We start from the raw sequence: 17,390 nt of genomic DNA, 5'->3' as shown, positions 1-17,390 counted from the left end.
TCGAACTCCGATCAGAGGGACTTGGCGACGAGGCCGATGAGGTCCGCGAGGCGGTTCGAGTAGCCCCACTCGTTGTCGTACCAGGAGACGATCTTGACCTGGTCGTCGATGACCTTGGTCAGGCCGGCGTCGAAGATCGAGGAGTGCGGATCCGTCACGATGTCCGAAGACACGATGGGGGCCTCGGTGTACTTGAGGATGCCCTTCAGCGGACCCTCGGCGGCAGCCTTCATCGCGGCGTTGATCTCTTCGGCGGTGGCCGGCTTGCGCAGGTTCGCCGTGAGGTCGGTGACCGAGCCCGTGGGGATCGGCACGCGCAGGGCGTAGCCGTCGAGCTTGCCCAGCAGCTGCGGGAGGACCAGGCCGATGGCCTTGGCCGCACCGGTGCCGGTCGGGACGATGTTCAGGGCCGCGGCACGCGCGCGACGCAGGTCGCTGTGCGGGGCGTCCTGCAGGTTCTGATCCTGCGTGTACGCGTGGATCGTGGTCATCAGACCCTTGACGATGCCGAACTCGTCGTCGAGGACCTTGGCGATCGGGCCGAGGCAGTTGGTGGTGCACGAGGCGTTGGAGATGATGTTCTGGCTGCCGTCGTACTGGTCGTCGTTGACGCCCATCACCACGGTCAGATCCTCGCCCTTGGCGGGCGCGGAGATGATGACCTTCTTGGCGCCGGCCTCGAGGTGCCCCTTGGCCTTGGCGGCGTCGGTGAAGATGCCCGTGGACTCGACGACGACGTCGACGCCCAGCTCGCCCCAGGGGAGCTCGTTCAGCGGACCGCGGTGCGCCAGCGCCTTGATCTTGGTGTCGCCCACGACGATGGTGTCTTCGCCCTCGAGCGAGACGTCGTACGGCAGACGACCCAGGATCGAGTCGTACTTGAGCAGGTGAGCCAGCGTCGCATTGTCCGTGAGGTCGTTGACCGCCACGATCTCGATGTCGGTGGTGCCGAGCGCCTTCTGCGCATCGACCGCCCTGAAGAAGTTACGTCCGATACGACCGAAGCCGTTGATGCCTACCCGGACCGTCACAGTTAGCTCCTTTGCCCATCACTCTGGAATGCCAGTGTTCGGCCCCCACCATAATGTGCCCGCGCTTCCGGACGCGCATCTGCCCCGCTCACCAGGACCGGGGCGAGACGGTCACGCGTCCTCGAGCAGCTCCGCGGTGACCGCCGACTCGGTGTCCGGGATGCCCGTCTCCTTGGCGCGTCGATCCGCCATCGACAGCAGCCGCCGGATCCGTCCGGCGACCGCGTCCTTGGTCATCGGCGGATCCGCGAACTGCCCGAGCTCCTCGAGCGACGCCTGCCGGTGCTCGACGCGCAGCGCACCGGCCGCCGCGAGATGGTCCGGGACGTCCTCGCCGAGAATGTCGAGGGCCCGCTCCACCCGGGCCGCCGCGGCGACCGCAGCCCGCGCCGACCGGCGCAGATTCGCGTCGTCGAAGTTCGCGAGCCGGTTCGCCGTCGCCCGCACCTCCCGCCGCATCCGGCGCTCCTCCCACGTCAACCGCGTGTCCTGCGCCCCCATCCGGGTGAGCAGCGCGCCGATCGTCTCACCGTCACGCACCACGACCCGGTCGGTGCCGCGCACCTCGCGGGCCTTCGCGGTGATCCCGAGCCGGCGGGCCGCACCGACCAGCGCCAGCGCCGCCTCCGGGCCCGGACAACTGATCTCGAGCGCCGACGACCGGCCGGGCTCGGTGAGCGAACCGTGCGCCAGGAACGCACCCCGCCACGCCGCCTCCGCATCGCCGATACCGCCGCCGACCACCTGCGTGGGCAGACCGCGCACCGGGCGGCCGCGCATGTCGAGCAGGCCGGTGCGGCGGGCCAGGGCCTCACCGTCCTTCGCGACCCGCACCACGTACCGGGAACTCTTGCGCAACCCGCCGGGGCTCAGCACGTGGATGTCCGCGTGGTAGCCGTACAGGTCGAGGATCTCGCTGCGGAGCCGCCGGGCGATCGAACCGAGATCCACCTCGGCCTCCACGACGACCCGGCCGCCGACGATGTGCAGGCCACCCGCGAACCGCAGCAGCGACGACACCTCCGCCTTGCGGCAGCTGACCTGCGTCACCGCGAGCCGGCTCAGTTCGTCCTTGACCTCGGCTGTCATCGCCACGAGGCGCTCTCCCTTCCCCCGACTCGCCGTCCGGCGGTGTCGTCGTTCTCGTCACGGTCGGCCCGCGCGCCGAGCCTGTCCAGCACCGCCGCGAGTTTGCCCGCATGATGCGTGTGCGTGCCGTGTTCGGCGACGTCCGCGTAGACGACGTCGGCCCCGAGCAGACCGGCCGCCCGGCACAGATGGTCGCGTTCCCGGCCCGGCGGCACGGACGCCGAATCGACGATCACGTGATCGACCCGGAATTCGGGTGCGTGCTGGGAGAGTACGTGCAGATGCCGTTCGGCGGAGAATCCCGCGGTCTCCCCCGGCTGCGGTGCCAGGTTCAGGACGAGCACCTTACGGGCCGTCGACCGCATGATCGCGGCGAGCAACTCCGGCACCAGAACGTGCGGGATGACACTCGAGAACCACGATCCCGGACCGAGGACGACGACGTCGGCGGCAGCGACCGCGGCGAGCGCGTCGGGGCACGCCGGCGGGTTCGGCGGGCACAACCGCACCCGTCGCACCTTGCCCGGTGTGGTCGCGACCGCGACCTGACCGCGAATGCAGCGGCTGACCCGCGGATCGGTTTCCAGCCCCACCACGTCCGCCTCGATCTCGAGGGCGACCGTCGACATCGGCAGCACCCGCCCCTCCACCTCGAGGAGCCGTCCGACGGTGTCGAGGGCGGCGACCGGATCGCCGAGGACCTCCGTGAGCCCGGCCAGGATGAGGTTGCCGACCGAGTGCCCGGCGAGCGCGCCGGTACCGCCGAACCGGTGCTGGACGGTGTCGGTCCACGACCGGACGTGGGCGCCGTCACCGGCGAGCGCCGCCAACGCCATCCGCAGGTCACCGGGCGGGATCATGCCGAGTTCGCTGCGCAGCCGGCCCGACGAGCCGCCGTCGTCGGCGACCGTCACGACCGCGGTGACGTCGGGGCTGAGCCGGCGGACGGCGCGCAGCGTCGCATACAGGCCGTGCCCGCCACCGAACGCGACGATCCGCTGCTGTGGCATCCCGCTCATTCGCGTCCCACGTCGCGGTGGACGACGCGGACGGCGAGCCCGTCCGTCTCCCGCAGTCGGGCCGCGAGGGCCTCGGACACGGCCACACTGCGATGCTTGCCGCCGGTGCATCCGACCGCGATCGTCATGTAGCGCTTCCCCTCTCGACGGTAACCCGCCGTCGTCAACTCCAGTAACCGCAGATACGTGTCGAGGAACTCGTCGGCCCCGTCCCGGGACAGGACGTAGTCGCGCACCGCCTCCTCGAGACCGGTGTGCGGGCGCAGCTCCGGGATCCAGTGCGGATTGGGCAGGAACCGGACGTCGCACACCAGGTCGGCGTCCATCGGCAGTCCGTGTTTGAACCCGAAGGACTGCACGGTCACCTGGATGTCACCGCTGCCCTCACCGCCGAACGCGGTCTCGATCTTCTCCCGCAGTTCCCGCACCGCGAGCTGCGACGTGTCCACGACCAGGTCGGCGACGGACTTCGCGTGCGCGAGTTTCGTCCGTTCCGCGGCGATGCCCTCGGACAGGGTGCCGTCCTTGCCGTCGGACTGCAGCGGGTGGCTGCGCCGCACGTGCTCGAACCGGCGGATCAGCACCGCATCGGTGGCCTCCAGGTAGAGCACCCGCATCTGCACGGGCATCTCCTCGAGGTCGGTGATCACCCGGCCCAGATCCCCCGAGAACGGGCGGCTGCGCACGTCGATGACGACCGCGAGCCGACGGATCGGCGGATCGGATTCGAGTCCGAGGTCCACCATGCGGGTGATCAGTTCCGGCGGCAGGTTGTCGACGACATACCAGCCGAGGTCCTCGAGGACGTTCGCAGCCGTACTCAGCCCGGCACCCGACAGTCCCGTGACGAGCGCGACCTCCATGGTGTGCCCCACGGCGGAGTCGTCCCGTTTCTCGTGGTCGTTCACTCGGTGTCGTGTCCTGTTCGTTCCGATTGGTCGATGCCTGTCACATCATCCCCCACCGGCACGGTCACCGCAGTGACATCGGGTCCACCGGTGGCATCGGGTCCACCCGTGACGCCGGGTTCACCCGTGAGTGCCGCCCGGACCGCCCGTGCCGTGGTGACCCCGATCCCCGGGACCGCGGTGATCTCCTCGACACTCGCCTCCCGCAACCGGGCCACCGACCCGAAGTGCCGGACCAGGGCGGTACGCCGCGTCTCCCCCAGCCCGCGGACCGCATCCAGCGCCGACGCCGTCATCCGCTTGGACCGCTTGCTGCGGTGGAATGTGATCGCGAACCGGTGCGCCTCGTCGCGAACACGTTGCAGCAGATACAGCGATTCGCTGGTCCGCGGCAGGATCACCGGATCCTCCTCGCCGGGCACCCACACCTCCTCGAGGCGTTTGGCCAGACCGATCACCGCGACATCGGTGACCCCGAGTTCGTCGAGGACCGCGGCTGCGGCCGCGACCTGCGGGGCGCCACCGTCGACGACGAACAGGTTGGGCGGGTACGCGAACCGGCGTGGACGCCCGGTCTGCGGGTCCAGGGCGGCCTCCGGGGACAGGTCACCGCCGGTGGTGTCCGAGCCGGTGGTGTCCAGGGCGGCGGTGTCCCGGTGGTGCCGCAGGAACCGGCGCCGGGTGACCTCCGCGATCGACGCGACGTCGTCGGACCGGCCGTCGCCGGCGGCCTCCTTGATCGCGTAGTGCCGGTAGTCGGACTTGCGGGGCAGCCCGTCCTCGAACACGACGAGCGACGCGACGACATCGGTGCCCTGCACGTGGCTGATGTCGACGCATTCGATGCGCAGCGGCGCGGTGTCGAGGTCGAGGGCCTCCTGGATGCCCTGCAGCGCCTCCGACCGGGACGTCAGATCCCCGGCCCGCTTCAGCTTGTGTTGCGCCAGCACCTCTTTCGCGTTCCGTTCCACCGTCTCGGCGAGCGCCTTCTTGTCGCCGCGCTGCGGCACCCGCAGCCGCACCGCCGACCCGCGCAGCCCCGACAGCCACGCCTCGATCTCGTCGGCGCCGTCCGGCAGCACCGGCACCAGCACCTCCCGTGGCACCGCGGTGCCACGGTCGCCCTGCGGGCCCGGCTGGTCGGTGAGCGCGGCCTGCTCGCCGTAGAACTGGGTGAGGAACTGCTCCACCAGCGCGACCGAGGCGTCGGGGTTGTCGCCGCGTTCGGATGTCTCGACCACCCAGCCGCGTTGCCCGCGGACCCGTCCGCCCCGCACGTGGAACACCTGCACGGCTGCCTCGAGATCGTCCGACGCGAACGCCACCAGGTCGGCGTCGGTGCCGTCACCGAGCACCACCGCCTGCTTCTCGAGCGCCTTCCTCAGGGCTCCCACGTCGTCGCGCAGCCGGGCCGCGGTCTCGAAGTCGAGGTCCTCGGCGGCCGCCTGCATGCGGGCCTCGAGCTGCCGAACCAGCCGGTCGGTGCGGCCGGCCAGGAAATCGCAGAAGTTCTCGACGATCTCCCGGTGCTCGTCGGCGGTGACCCGGCCGACGCACGGCGCACTGCACTTGTCGATGTAGCCGAGCAGACACGGCCGGCCGATCCCCTGGTGCCGCTTGAACACCCCCGCCGAGCACGTGCGGGCCGGGAACACCCGCAGCAGCAGATCCAGGGTTTCCCGGATGGCCCACGCATGCGGGTAGGGGCCGAAGTAGCGCACCCCCTTACGACGCGGACCGCGGTAGAGGAACAGCCGCGGGAACTCCTCGTTCAACGTGACCGCGAGGACCGGGTACGTCTTGTCGTCGCGGTAGCGGACGTTGAACCGCGGATCGAACTCCTTGATCCAGTTGTACTCGAGCTGCAGCGCCTCGACCTCGGTGCCGACGACCGTCCACTCGACACTCGTGGCAGTGGTGACCATCTGCCGGGTCCGTGGATGCAGCGACGCCACATCCGCGAAATACGAGTTCAGCCGCGACCGCAGACTCTTCGCCTTGCCGACGTAGATCACCCGCCCGTGCGGGTCCCGGAACTTGTAGACACCCGGCGCCACCGGGATGGTTCCGGGGGCGGGACGGTACGTCGAGGGATCGGGCACGTGTCCAGGCTAGTCGGCGGGACCGACAGTGCTCATTCGGTGCGGGAGCCCGTGTACTTCGCCTCGAGCTCCCGGAACCGGCGCACCGCGGCCACGGCGTGGTCGCCGTCGTTGGCCTGGATCGCCATCACCGGCACGTACTCGTCGTCGGGCAGTTCGATCCGCGCCCACGACGCGCCGTCGGGGAACGACAGGCCCCGGTCGAGATCCCACTCGACGATCCGCTCACCGAGCACGTTCCGGACGGCGATCCCCCGCGGGCCGACCCGCAGCCGCGGCCGGGTGAGCATGAGGATGCCGCCCGCGAGCAGCATCCCGATCCCGGCGAGCGCGAACTGGTCGACGAGCCGGAAGTAGACGCCGGTCGACGACACCCGCAGCAGCACCGCGAGCGTGACGTGGACGGCCACCAGCACACCGGCCACGATCATCGCGTACCGGGACGACTTCCTCGACCGGACCTCGAAATCCCAGTCGCCCTGCCGTTCGGTCATCGTGGCGGTCACCCCGCCCGCTTCCGGCGCAGCTGCGCGAGCGTGACGGCGGTGTCGATGGCCGCCGCGCACGCCTCGCCGCCCTTGTCCTCCACGGACCCGGGCAGCCCGGACCGGTCGAGGGCCTGCTTCTCGGTGTCACACGTGAGCACACCGTTGCCGACCGGGGTGGCCTCGTCCAGCGAGACCCGGGTCAGACCGGCGGTCACCGCGTCGCACACGTACTCGAAATGCGGTGTGCCGCCGCGGATCACGACACCGAGCGCGACGACGGCGTCGTGCGACTTGGCGAGTTCCTGCACGACGACGGGCAGTTCGATCGCACCGGCGACCCGGATCAGGGTGGGCTCCTCGATCTGCGCCTGCTTCGCGACCCGCTTGGCACCGGCGATCAGCGCCTCACTGATCTCCGGATGCCACTGTCCGGCGACGATCGCCAGCTTCAGGCTCTTCGCCATCCCCAACTGCAGGTCGGGGCGCCCGACACCGCTCACAGCGCGTCACCGGCCTCGAACTCGTCGAGACCGACCAGGTCGTGGCCCATCCGGTCCCGCTTGGTGCGCAGGTAGGTGAGGTTCTCGGCGTTGGCACGCAACGGCATCGGCACCCGATCGGTGATCTGCAGGCCGTAGCCGTCGAGTCCCACCCGCTTGGCCGGGTTGTTGGTGAGCAACCGCATCGACGTGATCCCCAGGTCGACGAGGATCTGTGCGCCGATGCCGTAGTCGCGGGCGTCCGCGGGCAGCCCGAGCTGCAGGTTGGCGTCGACGGTGTCGGAACCGGCGTCCTGCAGCTGGTAGGCCTGCAGCTTGTGGATCAGACCGATGCCACGGCCCTCGTGACCGCGCATGTACAGAACCACACCGCGGCCCTCCTCCGCGACCATCTCGAGGGCGGCGTCGAGCTGCGGACCGCAGTCGCAGCGCAGCGAACCGAACACGTCACCGGTGAGGCATTCGGAGTGCACGCGGACCAGCACGTCGTTGCCGTCGTCGGTGGTGACGTCGCCCTTGACGAGGGCGACGTGCTCGACGTCGTCGTAGATGCTGCGGTAGCCGACGGCGGTGAAGTCGCCGTGACGGGTGGGGATGCGGGCCGCGGCGACCCGTTCGACGTGCTTCTCGTGCTTACGACGCCACGCGATGAGGTCGGCGATGGAGATCAGCGCGAGGTCGTGGTCGTCGGCGAAGACCCGCAACTCGTCGGTCTGGGCCATGTGGCCCTCGTCCTTCTGGCTGACGATCTCGCAGATCACGCCGGCCGGACGCAGACCCGCCATCCGGGACAGGTCGACGGCCGCCTCCGTGTGGCCGGGGCGACGCAGCACGCCACCCTCCTTGGCGCGCAGCGGGACGACGTGGCCCGGACGGGTGAAGTCGGCGGCACCCGAGGCCGGATCTGCCAGCAGACGCATCGTCGCGGCCCGGTCCGACGCGGAGATACCGGTGCCGATGCCGTCCTTCGCATCGACGGTGACCGTGTACGCGGTGCCGTGCTTGTCCTGGTTGGTGGCGTACATCGGGGGCAGCCCGAGCCGGTCACAATCGTCGCCGTCGAGCGGAACACACAGGTAACCGGACGTGTAGCGCACCATGAACGCCACGAGTTCGGGGGTCGCCTTCTCGGCCGCGAAGATGAGGTCGCCCTCGTTCTCACGGTCCTCGTCGTCGACGACCACGACCGCTTTACCTGCAGCGATATCGGCGATTGCGCGCTCGATGCTGTCGAACCTGGTCACGTTCTCGGTCTCCAACTTCTTGAACTGGTGTGCTCGAGTAAGTCCCGGTGCATCGGCTCGGATGCACCTCAACAGTACGACCTGTCGATATCCGGTCGTTATCCCGGCTGGTGGGTGGCGGTGTGCAGACGCTCGACGTACTTGGCGATGACGTCGACCTCGAGGTTGACCGGGGTACCCGGCTCCGCGGCCCCGAGGGTGGTGAGCGCGAGCGTCGTCGGGATCAGGGAGATCTCGAAGTACTCGTCGCCGGGCTGCCCGCCGAGCGCCGACACGGTCAGGGAGACGCCGTCGACGGTGATCGACCCCTTCTCCACGACGTAGCGGGAAATGGTGGCCGGCAGCGCGATTCGCACCACCGTCCAGTGCTCGGACGGGCTTCTGGAGATGACCGTGCCGGTGCCATCGACGTGCCCCTGCACGATGTGGCCACCGAGACGGCTGTTCACCGCGGCGGCCCGTTCGAGGTTGACGCGGCTGCCCGGCGCGAGGGCCCCGAGGCTCGACCGCACCAGGGTCTCGCGCATCACGTCGGCGGTGAACGCGTTCCCGTCGACCACGTCGACCACAGTCAGGCAGACGCCGTTGACGGCGATGGAGTCGCCGTGACCGGCGTCGGAAGTGACGACGGGGCCGCGGACGGTGAAGCGGGCGGCGTCCGCCAGGTCTTCCTTGGCGACGATCTCGCCGAGCTCCTCGACGATTCCGGTGAACATCTCGTCACTCACTCCTTGTCGGATCATTCGGGATCAGGGTCAACAACACGTCGTCGCCGACGGTCTCGACGCTCTCTCGCCGAAACCGTAGCGCCTCGGTGATGGTGGACACCCCGGCCCCTTCCACTGCGTGGGACCCCGCCCCCAGCACGACCGGCGCCAGGTACGCCTGGACCCGGTCGATGCACCCCGCCTTCAGGAAGGCTCCCGCAAGCTTCGGCCCACCCTCGATCAGCACGTCGTCGCGGTCGGCGAGGGCGGCGAGCACGTCGGCCACGTCGTGGGTGCGCAGCACCAGGGTGGGGGCGGCGTCGTCGAGGACCTTCGCGCCGGCCGGGATGTCGCGGGTGCCGACGACGACCCGCAGCGGCTGGTGCGGCGCGAGGGAGCCGTCGGGCAGCCGGGCGGTCAGCCACGGATCGTCGGCGAGGACGGTGCCGGTGCCGACGACGATCGCGTCGAGCCGGGCCCGGTCGGCGTGCACCCGGGCCCGGGCCTCGGGTCCGGTGATCCACTGGCTGGTGCCGTCGGCGGCGGCGGTACGGCCGTCGAGGGTGGCCGCGAACTTCCAGGTGATGTGGGGTCGTCCGGTGCGCTGCCGGTGCAGCCACTCCCGCAGCGGGCCGCGGGCGACGTCGTCGGCGAGCAGGCCCCCGCTGACCGTGAGGCCGGCGGCGCGGAGGGCGTCGGCGCCGCCGGACGCGGCCGGGTTCGGGTCGGCGACCGCGTAGTGCACGGCGGTGATCCCGGCATCGATCAGGGCCTGCGCGCACGGTCCGGTGCGGCCCCAGTGGTTGCACGGTTCGAGGGTGACGACGGCGGCGGCGCCGCGGGCCCGCTCCCCCGCCTCGTCGAGGGCGACGACCTCGGCGTGCGGCCCGCCCGGCGGCCGGGTCGCGCCGATACCGACGACCTCACCGGCGGCGTCGACGATCACCGCGCCCACCGGCGGGTTGGGGCTGGTGGTGCCCCGCGCGCCGTTCGCGGCGTCGATCGCGAGCCGCATCGCGTCCCTGACCGCACGCTCCGACATGTCAGATCGCGAGCGTCAGGTGCCCGGACGCCTTCGCCGCCTGCGCGCGCAGCCCACGCACCGCCGCCGCGGGATCCGCCGCGCCGTAGACGGCCGAGCCGGCGACGAAGCAGTCGATGCCCGCCTCGGCGGCCTGCTCGATGGTGTCGACGTTGATGCCGCCGTCGATCTCGACGAGCAGCCGCAGCTCACCGGCGTCGACGAGCCTGCGGACCGCGCGCGCCTTGTCGAGGACCGACGGGATGAACGACTGGCCACCGAAACCGGGTTCGACGCTCATCACCAGCAGCGTGTCGAAGTTCTTCAGGATCTCGAGGTACGGCTCGATGGGGGTGTTCGGCTTGACACTCAGACCGGCCTTCGCGCCCGCCGCCCGGATGTCACGGGCCACCGAGACCGGGTCGTCGGTGGCCTCCGCGTGGAACGTGACGTTGTGGGCACCGGCCTCCGCGTACGGCGGCGCCCACCGGCCCGGATCCTCGATCATCAGATGGCAGTCCAACGGAATGTCGGTGGCCTTGAGCAGCGACTGCACCACCGGCAGCCCCAACGTCAGATTCGGCACGAAATGGGCGTCCATGACGTCCACATGCAGCCAGTCGGCGCCGGCGACCGCATCGGCCTCCTCGGCGAGACGCGCGAAATCGGCGGACAGAATGGACGGAGCGATCATCGGGGTTGCCACGGCCGCGAGTTTAGTGGCTGCCGGACGGGGTGGGTGTGCGCGGTTCGGGAGGATGCAGGTGGAGCGCCGCGCCGTCGCAGGGGTTGTGGCACTGCCGCAGGGGTTCCTAGCCTGGAAAACCCCTGCGACAGTGGGAATCGGCCTGCGACAGGCGTCGAACGGCCGGGGTTACCGGTCCGGACAGCGCCGCGCCGGCGCCCGTCCGGGCGGTTGGGTGACGGCCGGGCCGGGTGGCGGGTGGACGGTGGGCAGGATGCGGACTTCGCCGGCGCGGACGGTGACGTCGGTGCCGTCGTGGGTCAGGGTCAGGTCGGTGCCGGCGACGAGTCGATAGTGGGTGTGTTCGGGGTCGACGTCGACGCGGAGGCGGCAGCCGCCGGCGGCGATGCCGAAGGAGAGGCGGTCGATGCCGTCGGGCAGGACGGGGCGCAGGCGCAGACCGTCGCGGGCGCGTCGGACACCCCCGAAGCCTTGGACGAGGGCGATCCACACCCCGGCGAGCGATGCGAGGTGCAGGCCGTCGCTGGTGTTGTGTTCGAGGTCGGCCAGGTCGATCTGTGCGGTCTCGCCGAGGTAGTCGTAGGCGAGGTCGAGTGCCCCGACCTCGGCGGCGACGACGGCCTGGCTGCACGCGGACAGTGACGAGTCGCGCACCGTCAGCCGCTCGTAGTACGCGAAGTTCCGCACCTTCTGTTCGGCGGTGAACGCGTCGGGCATCCACTGCATCGCCAGGACCACGTCGGCCTGTTTGACGACCTGCTTGCGATACAGGTGGAAGTACGGATAGTGCAGCAGCAGTGGATAATTCGACGGCGGGGTGCCCGCGAAGTCCCATTCCTGCCGGTCGGTGAACCCGGACGCCTGCTGGTGGACGCCGCGCACCTCGTCGTACGGGACGAGCATGCGGTCGGCGGCGTCGCGCCAGCCGGCGATCTCGTCGCCGGTCACCGACAGTTCCGCCGCGCGGTCCTGGAATCGTTCCGACAGCACTGCCGCGGCCCGCAGATTCGTCCGCGCCATGAGGTTGGTGTACAGGTTGTTCGACACCAGCGCGCTGTACTCGTCGGGACCGGTGACCCCGTCGATCCGGAAGGTGCCGTCGTCGGCGACGTAGCCGAGCGAGCGCCACAGCCGGGCCGTCTCCACCAGTAGATCCAGTCCGACGGTGCGCGCGAATTCGGTGTCGCCGCCGGAGCGCACGTAGCCGATGGTGGCCCGCGCGACCGCCGCGTCGACGTGGAACGCGGCCGCCCCCGCCGGCCAGTAGCCGCTGCATTCGGTGCCGGTGACGGTGCGCCACGGGAACATCGCGCCGCGCAGCCCGAACTGGGCGGCGCGTTCCCGGACGATCGGCAACGTCGAGTGCCGCCACCGCAGCGCGTCGGCCACCGCGTGCGGCAGCACCGACGTGAGCACCGGCAGCACGAACATCTCGGTGTCCCAGAACGCGTGCCCGTCGTAGCCGCGTCCGGTCAGCCCCTTCGACGCGATCGCCACCCCCTCGGCCCGCGCCGACGCCTGCAGCAGGTGGAACAGCGCGAACCGCACCGCCTGCTGCACCTGCGGGTCCCCGTCGACGACGACGTCCGCGCGTTCCCAGAACCCGTCCAGGAATTCGCGCTGCTCGGCGACCAGTCCGTCCCAGCCGCTCGCCCGCGCCAGTGCCAGCTCGCCGACCACCTGGTCGCGCATCGCCGGTGTCGACCGCCGCGACGTCCATCCGTGGGCGACGTACTTGACCATCGACATCCGCTGCCCGGCCGGCAGGTCGGCGGTGATCGTGACCCGCCCCTGGTCCGGGTAGCTCTCCGCGGCGACGTGCACGCCGGGCCCGGTGACGTCGTGGTCCATCGCCACGGCCACCCGAAGGCCGCTCGCACCGGTGCGGTGGATCATCTGGACGCGGGTGCCGTGCACCAGGCTCTCCTCCGCAGCCAACGGGGACGTCAGGACGGCGGCGGCCCGCGGGTCGGCCTCCGGCTGCGGCATCGGCTCGTTGGCGACGAGTTCGGACTGGACGACGATCCGGGCGGCTCCGTCGAGCGGGGTGACCTCGTAGTGGACGGCCCCGATCGCGCGCTGCGTGAACGACACCAGCCGGGTGGTGACGACCCGCACGGTGCGCCCGGCCGGGGACTGCCAGTCGACGGTCCGGCGCAGCACCCCGGCCCGCAGGTCCAGTTCCTGCTCGTGGTGCAGGAGCCGGCCACGTCGGACGTCGAACGGTTCGTCGTCGACGAGCAGGCGCACGATCTTGCCGTCGGTGATGTTGATGATCGTCTCCCCGGACGGCGGGTAGCCGTAGCCGGGTTCCGCGTACGGCATCGGCCGCACCTCGTGGACGCCGGCGAGATAGCTGCCGGGCAGCCCGTGCGGGTCACCCTCGTCGAGGTTGCCGCGCCACCCCAGATGCCCGTTCGCGACGGTGAACAGCGACTCGGTCTGTGCGAGCACCGTCAGGTCCAGGCTGGTCGCCCGCAGACTCCACGGCTCGACCGGGAACGCAGGATGGGTGATCACGGGACCAGGACGGCGGCACCGCCGAACGCGCCGCCGGCCAGGTCGGCGAGCGCGATGTCCGCCGCGTCGAGGGGATACCGGTGGGCGGTCACCCGCAGCCGGTGCTTCTGTGCGACGGCCAGGAACTCGCGGGCATCCTGCCGGGTGTTGGCGGTGACGCTGCGGATCTGCCGTTCCCGGAACAGGTGCTGCTGATAGTTCAGGGCCGGGATGTCGCTGACGTGGATACCGGCCAACGCCAGCGTCCCACCCGCGTCGAGGGCTGCCAGCGCGGGCGGCACCAGATCCCCGACGGGTGCGAACAGGATCGCCGCGTCCAACGGTTCCGGTGGCGGGTCGGCTGCCCCCTGCACCGACGACGCCCCCAGGCTGAACGCGAGCCGGCGGGCCTCGTCGCCGCGGGTCATCACGTGCACGCGGGCGCCGCGGGCGAGGGCGACCTGCGCGGTCAGGTGCGCGCTGCCGCCGAACCCGTAGATGCCGAGCCGGCCGCCGTCGGGCAGTTCGGCCCGCGACAGCGCCCGATAGCCGATGATGCCGGCGCACAGCAGCGGCGCCAGCTCCACCACCGGATAGCCGGTGGGCAGGTCGAGCGCGAAGTCGGCGGGCACCGTCGCGTACTCGCCGTAGCCGCCGTCCGCGTCCCACCCGGTGTACGTCGAATACGGGCACAGGTTCTCGTCGCCGCGCACGCAGTACCGGCAGTGCCCGCACGTGCCGCGCAGCCACGCGATCCCCACCCGCTGCCCGATCGTGAACCGGGACGCGGCGACGTCGTCGCCCATCGCGACGATCTCCCCGACGATCTCGTGGCCGGGGATCACCTCCAGCCGGTGCGGCGCCAGTTCACCGGACACCACGTGCAGGTCGGTCCGGCACACCCCGCACGCCAGTACCCGCACCAGCAGGTCCCGGCGGGTGGGCCGCGGCAGCAACTCCCGGCTCATCCGCAGCGGCCGGCTCGTGAGCGGCCCGGGTCTGGTCACCCGCCACGCCTGCATCGTGGTGGTCGGTGTCGACGGTCGTGTGGTTTCGGTCCGCATGCCAGGCCGCGATTCGTGTTCGGGTGCCGTTCGATGGCCCGGCGCCGACGAGCGGCGCCGGGGTCTCCACCTCCAGGATGCGCGCCGACCGCGGTCGACGGCAGGGGTTCGGCGCGGACCGAACCACGTTCGTGACCGACGGTCAGCGTCCGGTGTCGTACGAGTCGCGTTGCTGTGTCAGTTCCCCGAGTTGGGCGTCTGATTCGATCCAGTCCCCCGCCCGGTCCACCGTCTCGAAGACCTGGTCGAACGCGTCGACGAGCCAGTCCCGGCGGGACTCGGCCAGCACCCGGGTCCCGGACTCCCCACCCTCACAGAACCGGACGATCCACCCGTCGGCGACATCCGGGTCGTCGCACAGGCCGACATCGGTGTTGGTGGCGATCAGGAACCGGTTGAACGCGAAGTCGACCCGGATCGCGAAATCATCGCCGTACTCGACGATGCTCGTCGGCCGGTGCGTGGCCGCCGACAACGCCGCGAGCGCATCGGCGTAGCGGTCCGCGTGGTCGCGCATGCGTGGCACGGTCGCCCCCTCCTCCGTCACCCGTCCGAGGGCCGCTGCAACGCCGCCATGAACATCGCATCGGTACCGTGCCGGTGCGGCCACAACTGCACACCCGGGCCGTCCCCGAGACCGGGCACCCCCGGCAGCAGTTCCCGCGTGTCCAGCGGGATCACCCCGTGCCGGCGCACCGCGTCGGTGACGACGCCGACGGTCTCCGCGACGTGCGGCGAACACGTCGAGTACAGCACCACCCCGCCCGGACGGACCAGTTGCAGCGCCGACGCCAACAACTCCCGCTGCAGCTTCACCAGGGCGGCCACGTCCGACGGCTGCCGCCGCCAGCGGGCCTCCGGGCGACGCCGCAGCGCCCCCAGCCCGGTGCACGGTGCGTCGACGAGGATCCGGTCGTAGCCGCCGGTCAGGCCCGGATCGCGGCCGTCCGCGACGTGCACGTCGACGGGCAGCTCGCGGGTGGTCTTGCGGACCAGGTCGGCGCGATGCTCGGCCGGTTCGACGGCGTCCAACCGGCCGCCCTCGATGTCGGCGAGCGCACCCAGGAGGGCCGCCTTACCGCCCGGACCGGCACACAGGTCGAGCCAGCGACCGCCGTCCGGTCCGTCGAGCGGGGCGAGGGTGAGCGCACGGGCCACCAGCTGGCTGCCCTCGTCCTGCACCCCGGCCAGCCCCTGCCGGACCGCGTCGAGCAGACCCGGATCGCCGCCGTCGAGATGCACCGCGTACGGCGAGTACGGGCCCACCTCGCCGCCGGTGATCAACGCCAGTTCCTCCGCCGAGATCTCCCCCGGGCGGGCCACCAGGTGCACGTTCGGGCGGGCGTCATCGGCGATCAGCACGTCCTCGAGCTCACCGGCGGCGGTGCCGAGGGAATCGGCGAACGCCTGCGCGATCCACACCGGATGTGCATGCTCGAACGCCAGATGCCCGACGGGGTCGCGGCCGGCGTCGGGAGCCAGCGCGGCCACCCACTCGGCCTCGGTCTTCTCCGACACCCGGCGCAGCACCGCGTTGACGAACCCGGCCTTGCCCGCACCGGCCTCGGCCCGCACCAGGTCCACGGACGTGGCGACCGCGGCGTGCGGCGCGATCCGGGTACGCAGCAGCTGGTAGGTGCCGAGTTGCAGCACGTCCAGCAGCGGGCCGTCGATCTCGTCGATCGGCCGTCCCGCACAGGACGCGATGACCGCGTCCAGCAGGCCGCGGGCGCGGGCCGTGCCGTACGCCAGTTCGGTGGCCAGCGCCGCGTCCCGGCCGTCGAGGCGACGGTCCCGGAGCAGACCGGGCAGCACGAGATTCGCGTACGCGTCCCGCTCCCGGACGGCCCGGATCACGTCGCGGGCGGCGAGCCGCGGCTGATCGAGCGACGCGTGCGCCGGATCGGGTCGCCGCGCCTGCCGCGGCCGGCTGTTGCCGCCGCCCCGGTTACCCCGGCTGCCGCGGCTTCCGGAGTTCCCCTGACCGGCGGGCCGTCCGCCCTGCCCGCCCTGTCCGCCGGACCGGCGCTGCGGCCGGTTCGATTCGCTTCTGTTGGACTCGCTCACTGTGCCCGCACCTCTCCACCCAGACGCGCGCCCCGCGCCCAGTCCACTGCTGCCATCTGCTTCTTGCCCTGCGGCTGGACCTGCCCGAGCCGGACCGCCGTCGTCGTCGTACCGATGTACATGCCGTCCTTGCGGACCTCGATCCGTCCCGGCGGCAGCGTCTCCTCCACCAGATCCACCGGCCCGACCTTGACCCGCAGGTCACCGATCATCGTCCATGCGCCCGGCGCCGGCGTCACCGACCGGATGTGCCGGTGCACCGCCAGTGCCGGCTGATCCCACCGGATGTGCGCGGACTCCACCGACACCTTAGGGGCGTGCGAGATACCGTCCCGCGGCTGCGGAATCGCCTGCACCGCCCCGTCTTCCACACCGTCGAGCACACTCTCGAGCAGGATCGCCCCGCTGTCGGCGAGCCGGCCGAGCAGCACCCCGGCGGTGTCGGTGGTGCGGATCGTCTCGGTCACCACCCCGTACACCGGTCCGGTGTCCATGCCCTCGTCGAGCGCGAACACCGTCGCGCCGGTCACCTCGTCGCCCGCGTTGATCGCGGCCTGCACGGGGGCGGCACCGCGCCACGCCGGCAGCAGCGAGAAGTGCAGGTTCATCCAGCCGTGCACCGGGATGTCGAGGACCGGGCGCGGCAGCAGGTTGCCGTACGCGACGACCGGGCACGCGTCCGGCGCGAGCTCGGTCAGCCGGGCCGCGAACTCCGGATCCGACGCCGACGCCGGGGTGAGCACCTCGATGCCGTGCTCGTCGGCGAGCTGCCCGATCGGTGAACGCACCAGCTTGCGGCCGCGCCCGGCGACCGCGTCGGGACGGGTGACCACGGCGACCACCTCGTGCCGCCCGGACTCGATGAGCCGCCGCAGCGACGGCACCGCCGGCTCCGGTGTGCCCGCGAAGACGATCCGCATCAGTGCCACACCCCCGCACGAACGG

General features: G+C 71.3%; 16 protein-coding genes. All 16 read right to left on the bottom strand.

Annotation, left to right across the window (positions count from 1 at the left end):
* Positions 1-11: 11 nt before the first annotated feature.
* Complete coding sequence (gene gap / locus E0497_RS09405) at positions 12-1,031, bottom strand: type I glyceraldehyde-3-phosphate dehydrogenase (protein WP_031937510.1); 1,020 nt, start codon at positions 1,029-1,031, stop codon at positions 12-14.
* 111 nt (positions 1,032-1,142) lie between these two features.
* Complete coding sequence (gene whiA, locus E0497_RS09400) at positions 1,143-2,120, bottom strand: DNA-binding protein WhiA (protein ID WP_170312930.1); 978 nt, start codon at positions 2,118-2,120, stop codon at positions 1,143-1,145.
* On the bottom strand, positions 2,117-3,139 hold the full coding sequence (locus E0497_RS09395) for a gluconeogenesis factor YvcK family protein (protein ID WP_137724517.1): 1,023 nt from the start codon (positions 3,137-3,139) through the stop codon (positions 2,117-2,119). The genes whiA and E0497_RS09395 overlap by 4 nt, the downstream gene beginning before the upstream one ends.
* Positions 3,136-4,002 (bottom strand): RNase adapter RapZ, encoded by an 867-nt coding sequence (gene rapZ / locus E0497_RS09390; protein ID WP_137724589.1) that lies wholly within the window; start codon positions 4,000-4,002, stop codon positions 3,136-3,138. Before rapZ ends, E0497_RS09395 begins: the two co-directional genes overlap by 4 nt.
* A 41-nt stretch (positions 4,003-4,043) precedes the next feature.
* Positions 4,044-6,149, bottom strand: coding sequence for an excinuclease ABC subunit UvrC (gene uvrC / locus E0497_RS09385; protein ID WP_137724516.1), 2,106 nt, complete (start codon positions 6,147-6,149; stop codon positions 4,044-4,046).
* A gap of 32 nt (positions 6,150-6,181) precedes the next feature.
* Positions 6,182-6,643 carry a PH domain-containing protein gene (locus E0497_RS09380; protein ID WP_137724588.1) on the bottom strand — a complete coding sequence of 154 codons (462 nt, stop codon included), beginning with the start codon at positions 6,641-6,643 and terminating at the stop codon, positions 6,182-6,184.
* A gap of 8 nt (positions 6,644-6,651) precedes the next feature.
* A complete protein-coding gene (gene ribH / locus E0497_RS09375) occupies positions 6,652-7,137 on the bottom strand; it encodes a 6,7-dimethyl-8-ribityllumazine synthase (protein WP_137724515.1) in 486 nt (161 codons plus the stop codon).
* The gene (locus E0497_RS09370; RefSeq protein WP_137724514.1) at positions 7,134-8,381 is read right to left on the bottom strand and encodes a bifunctional 3,4-dihydroxy-2-butanone-4-phosphate synthase/GTP cyclohydrolase II; all 1,248 of its coding nucleotides are present in this window, start codon (positions 8,379-8,381) and stop codon (positions 7,134-7,136) included. The genes ribH and E0497_RS09370 overlap by 4 nt, the downstream gene beginning before the upstream one ends.
* 98 nt (positions 8,382-8,479) lie before the next feature.
* Positions 8,480-9,097 carry a riboflavin synthase gene (locus tag E0497_RS09365; RefSeq protein ID WP_137724587.1) on the bottom strand — a complete coding sequence of 206 codons (618 nt, stop codon included), beginning with the start codon at positions 9,095-9,097 and terminating at the stop codon, positions 8,480-8,482.
* Between the two features lie 4 nt (positions 9,098-9,101).
* Positions 9,102-10,130, bottom strand: a complete 1,029-nt coding sequence (gene ribD, locus E0497_RS09360) for a bifunctional diaminohydroxyphosphoribosylaminopyrimidine deaminase/5-amino-6-(5-phosphoribosylamino)uracil reductase RibD (protein ID WP_137724513.1) — start codon at positions 10,128-10,130, stop codon at positions 9,102-9,104.
* A gap of 1 nt (position 10,131) precedes the next feature.
* Positions 10,132-10,815 (bottom strand): ribulose-phosphate 3-epimerase, encoded by a 684-nt coding sequence (rpe, locus tag E0497_RS09355; protein WP_137724512.1) that lies wholly within the window; start codon positions 10,813-10,815, stop codon positions 10,132-10,134.
* A 168-nt stretch (positions 10,816-10,983) separates the two neighbouring features.
* Complete coding sequence (locus tag E0497_RS09350; protein ID WP_137724511.1) at positions 10,984-13,335, bottom strand: glycoside hydrolase family 65 protein; 2,352 nt, start codon at positions 13,333-13,335, stop codon at positions 10,984-10,986.
* Positions 13,332-14,336, bottom strand: coding sequence for a zinc-binding alcohol dehydrogenase family protein (locus tag E0497_RS09345; protein WP_137724586.1), 1,005 nt, complete (start codon positions 14,334-14,336; stop codon positions 13,332-13,334). The genes E0497_RS09350 and E0497_RS09345 overlap by 4 nt, the downstream gene beginning before the upstream one ends.
* A gap of 184 nt (positions 14,337-14,520) precedes the next feature.
* Positions 14,521-14,895, bottom strand: a complete 375-nt coding sequence (locus E0497_RS09340; protein ID WP_241665813.1) for a hypothetical protein — start codon at positions 14,893-14,895, stop codon at positions 14,521-14,523.
* A 26-nt stretch (positions 14,896-14,921) separates the two neighbouring features.
* Positions 14,922-16,445 carry an RsmB/NOP family class I SAM-dependent RNA methyltransferase gene (locus E0497_RS09335; protein WP_137724509.1) on the bottom strand — a complete coding sequence of 508 codons (1,524 nt, stop codon included), beginning with the start codon at positions 16,443-16,445 and terminating at the stop codon, positions 14,922-14,924.
* Positions 16,442-17,365 carry a methionyl-tRNA formyltransferase gene (gene fmt, locus E0497_RS09330; protein WP_137724508.1) on the bottom strand — a complete coding sequence of 308 codons (924 nt, stop codon included), beginning with the start codon at positions 17,363-17,365 and terminating at the stop codon, positions 16,442-16,444. The genes E0497_RS09335 and fmt overlap by 4 nt, the downstream gene beginning before the upstream one ends.
* Between the last annotated feature and the right edge of the window lie 25 nt (positions 17,366-17,390).

The sequence above is a fragment of the Prescottella subtropica genome (assembly GCF_005434945.1).
GTDB classification, from domain to species: Bacteria; Actinomycetota; Actinomycetes; order Mycobacteriales; family Mycobacteriaceae; genus Prescottella; species Prescottella subtropica.
Note: the sequence above shows the minus strand (reverse complement) of the source record. Positions and strands in the feature narration are given on the sequence as shown.

Bases quoted from the DNA above. Each gene is read 5' to 3' on its own strand.
- whiA (WP_170312930.1), bottom strand. From the start codon at position 2,120: ATGACAGCCGAGGTCAAGGACGAACTGAGCCGGCTCGCGGTGACGCAG.
- E0497_RS09395 (WP_137724517.1), bottom strand. From the start codon at position 3,139: ATGAGCGGGATGCCACAGCAGCGGATCGTCGCGTTCGGTGGCGGGCAC.
- rapZ (WP_137724589.1), bottom strand. From the start codon at position 4,002: ATGGAGGTCGCGCTCGTCACGGGACTGTCGGGTGCCGGGCTGAGTACG.
- E0497_RS09380 (WP_137724588.1), bottom strand. From the start codon at position 6,643: ATGACCGAACGGCAGGGCGACTGGGATTTCGAGGTCCGGTCGAGGAAG.
- E0497_RS09365 (WP_137724587.1), bottom strand. From the start codon at position 9,097: ATGTTCACCGGAATCGTCGAGGAGCTCGGCGAGATCGTCGCCAAGGAA.
- ribD (WP_137724513.1), bottom strand. From the start codon at position 10,130: ATGTCGGAGCGTGCGGTCAGGGACGCGATGCGGCTCGCGATCGACGCC.
- E0497_RS09345 (WP_137724586.1), bottom strand. From the start codon at position 14,336: ATGCAGGCGTGGCGGGTGACCAGACCCGGGCCGCTCACGAGCCGGCCG.
- E0497_RS09340 (WP_241665813.1), bottom strand. From the start codon at position 14,895: ATGCGCGACCACGCGGACCGCTACGCCGATGCGCTCGCGGCGTTGTCG.
- fmt (WP_137724508.1), bottom strand. From the start codon at position 17,365: ATGCGGATCGTCTTCGCGGGCACACCGGAGCCGGCGGTGCCGTCGCTG.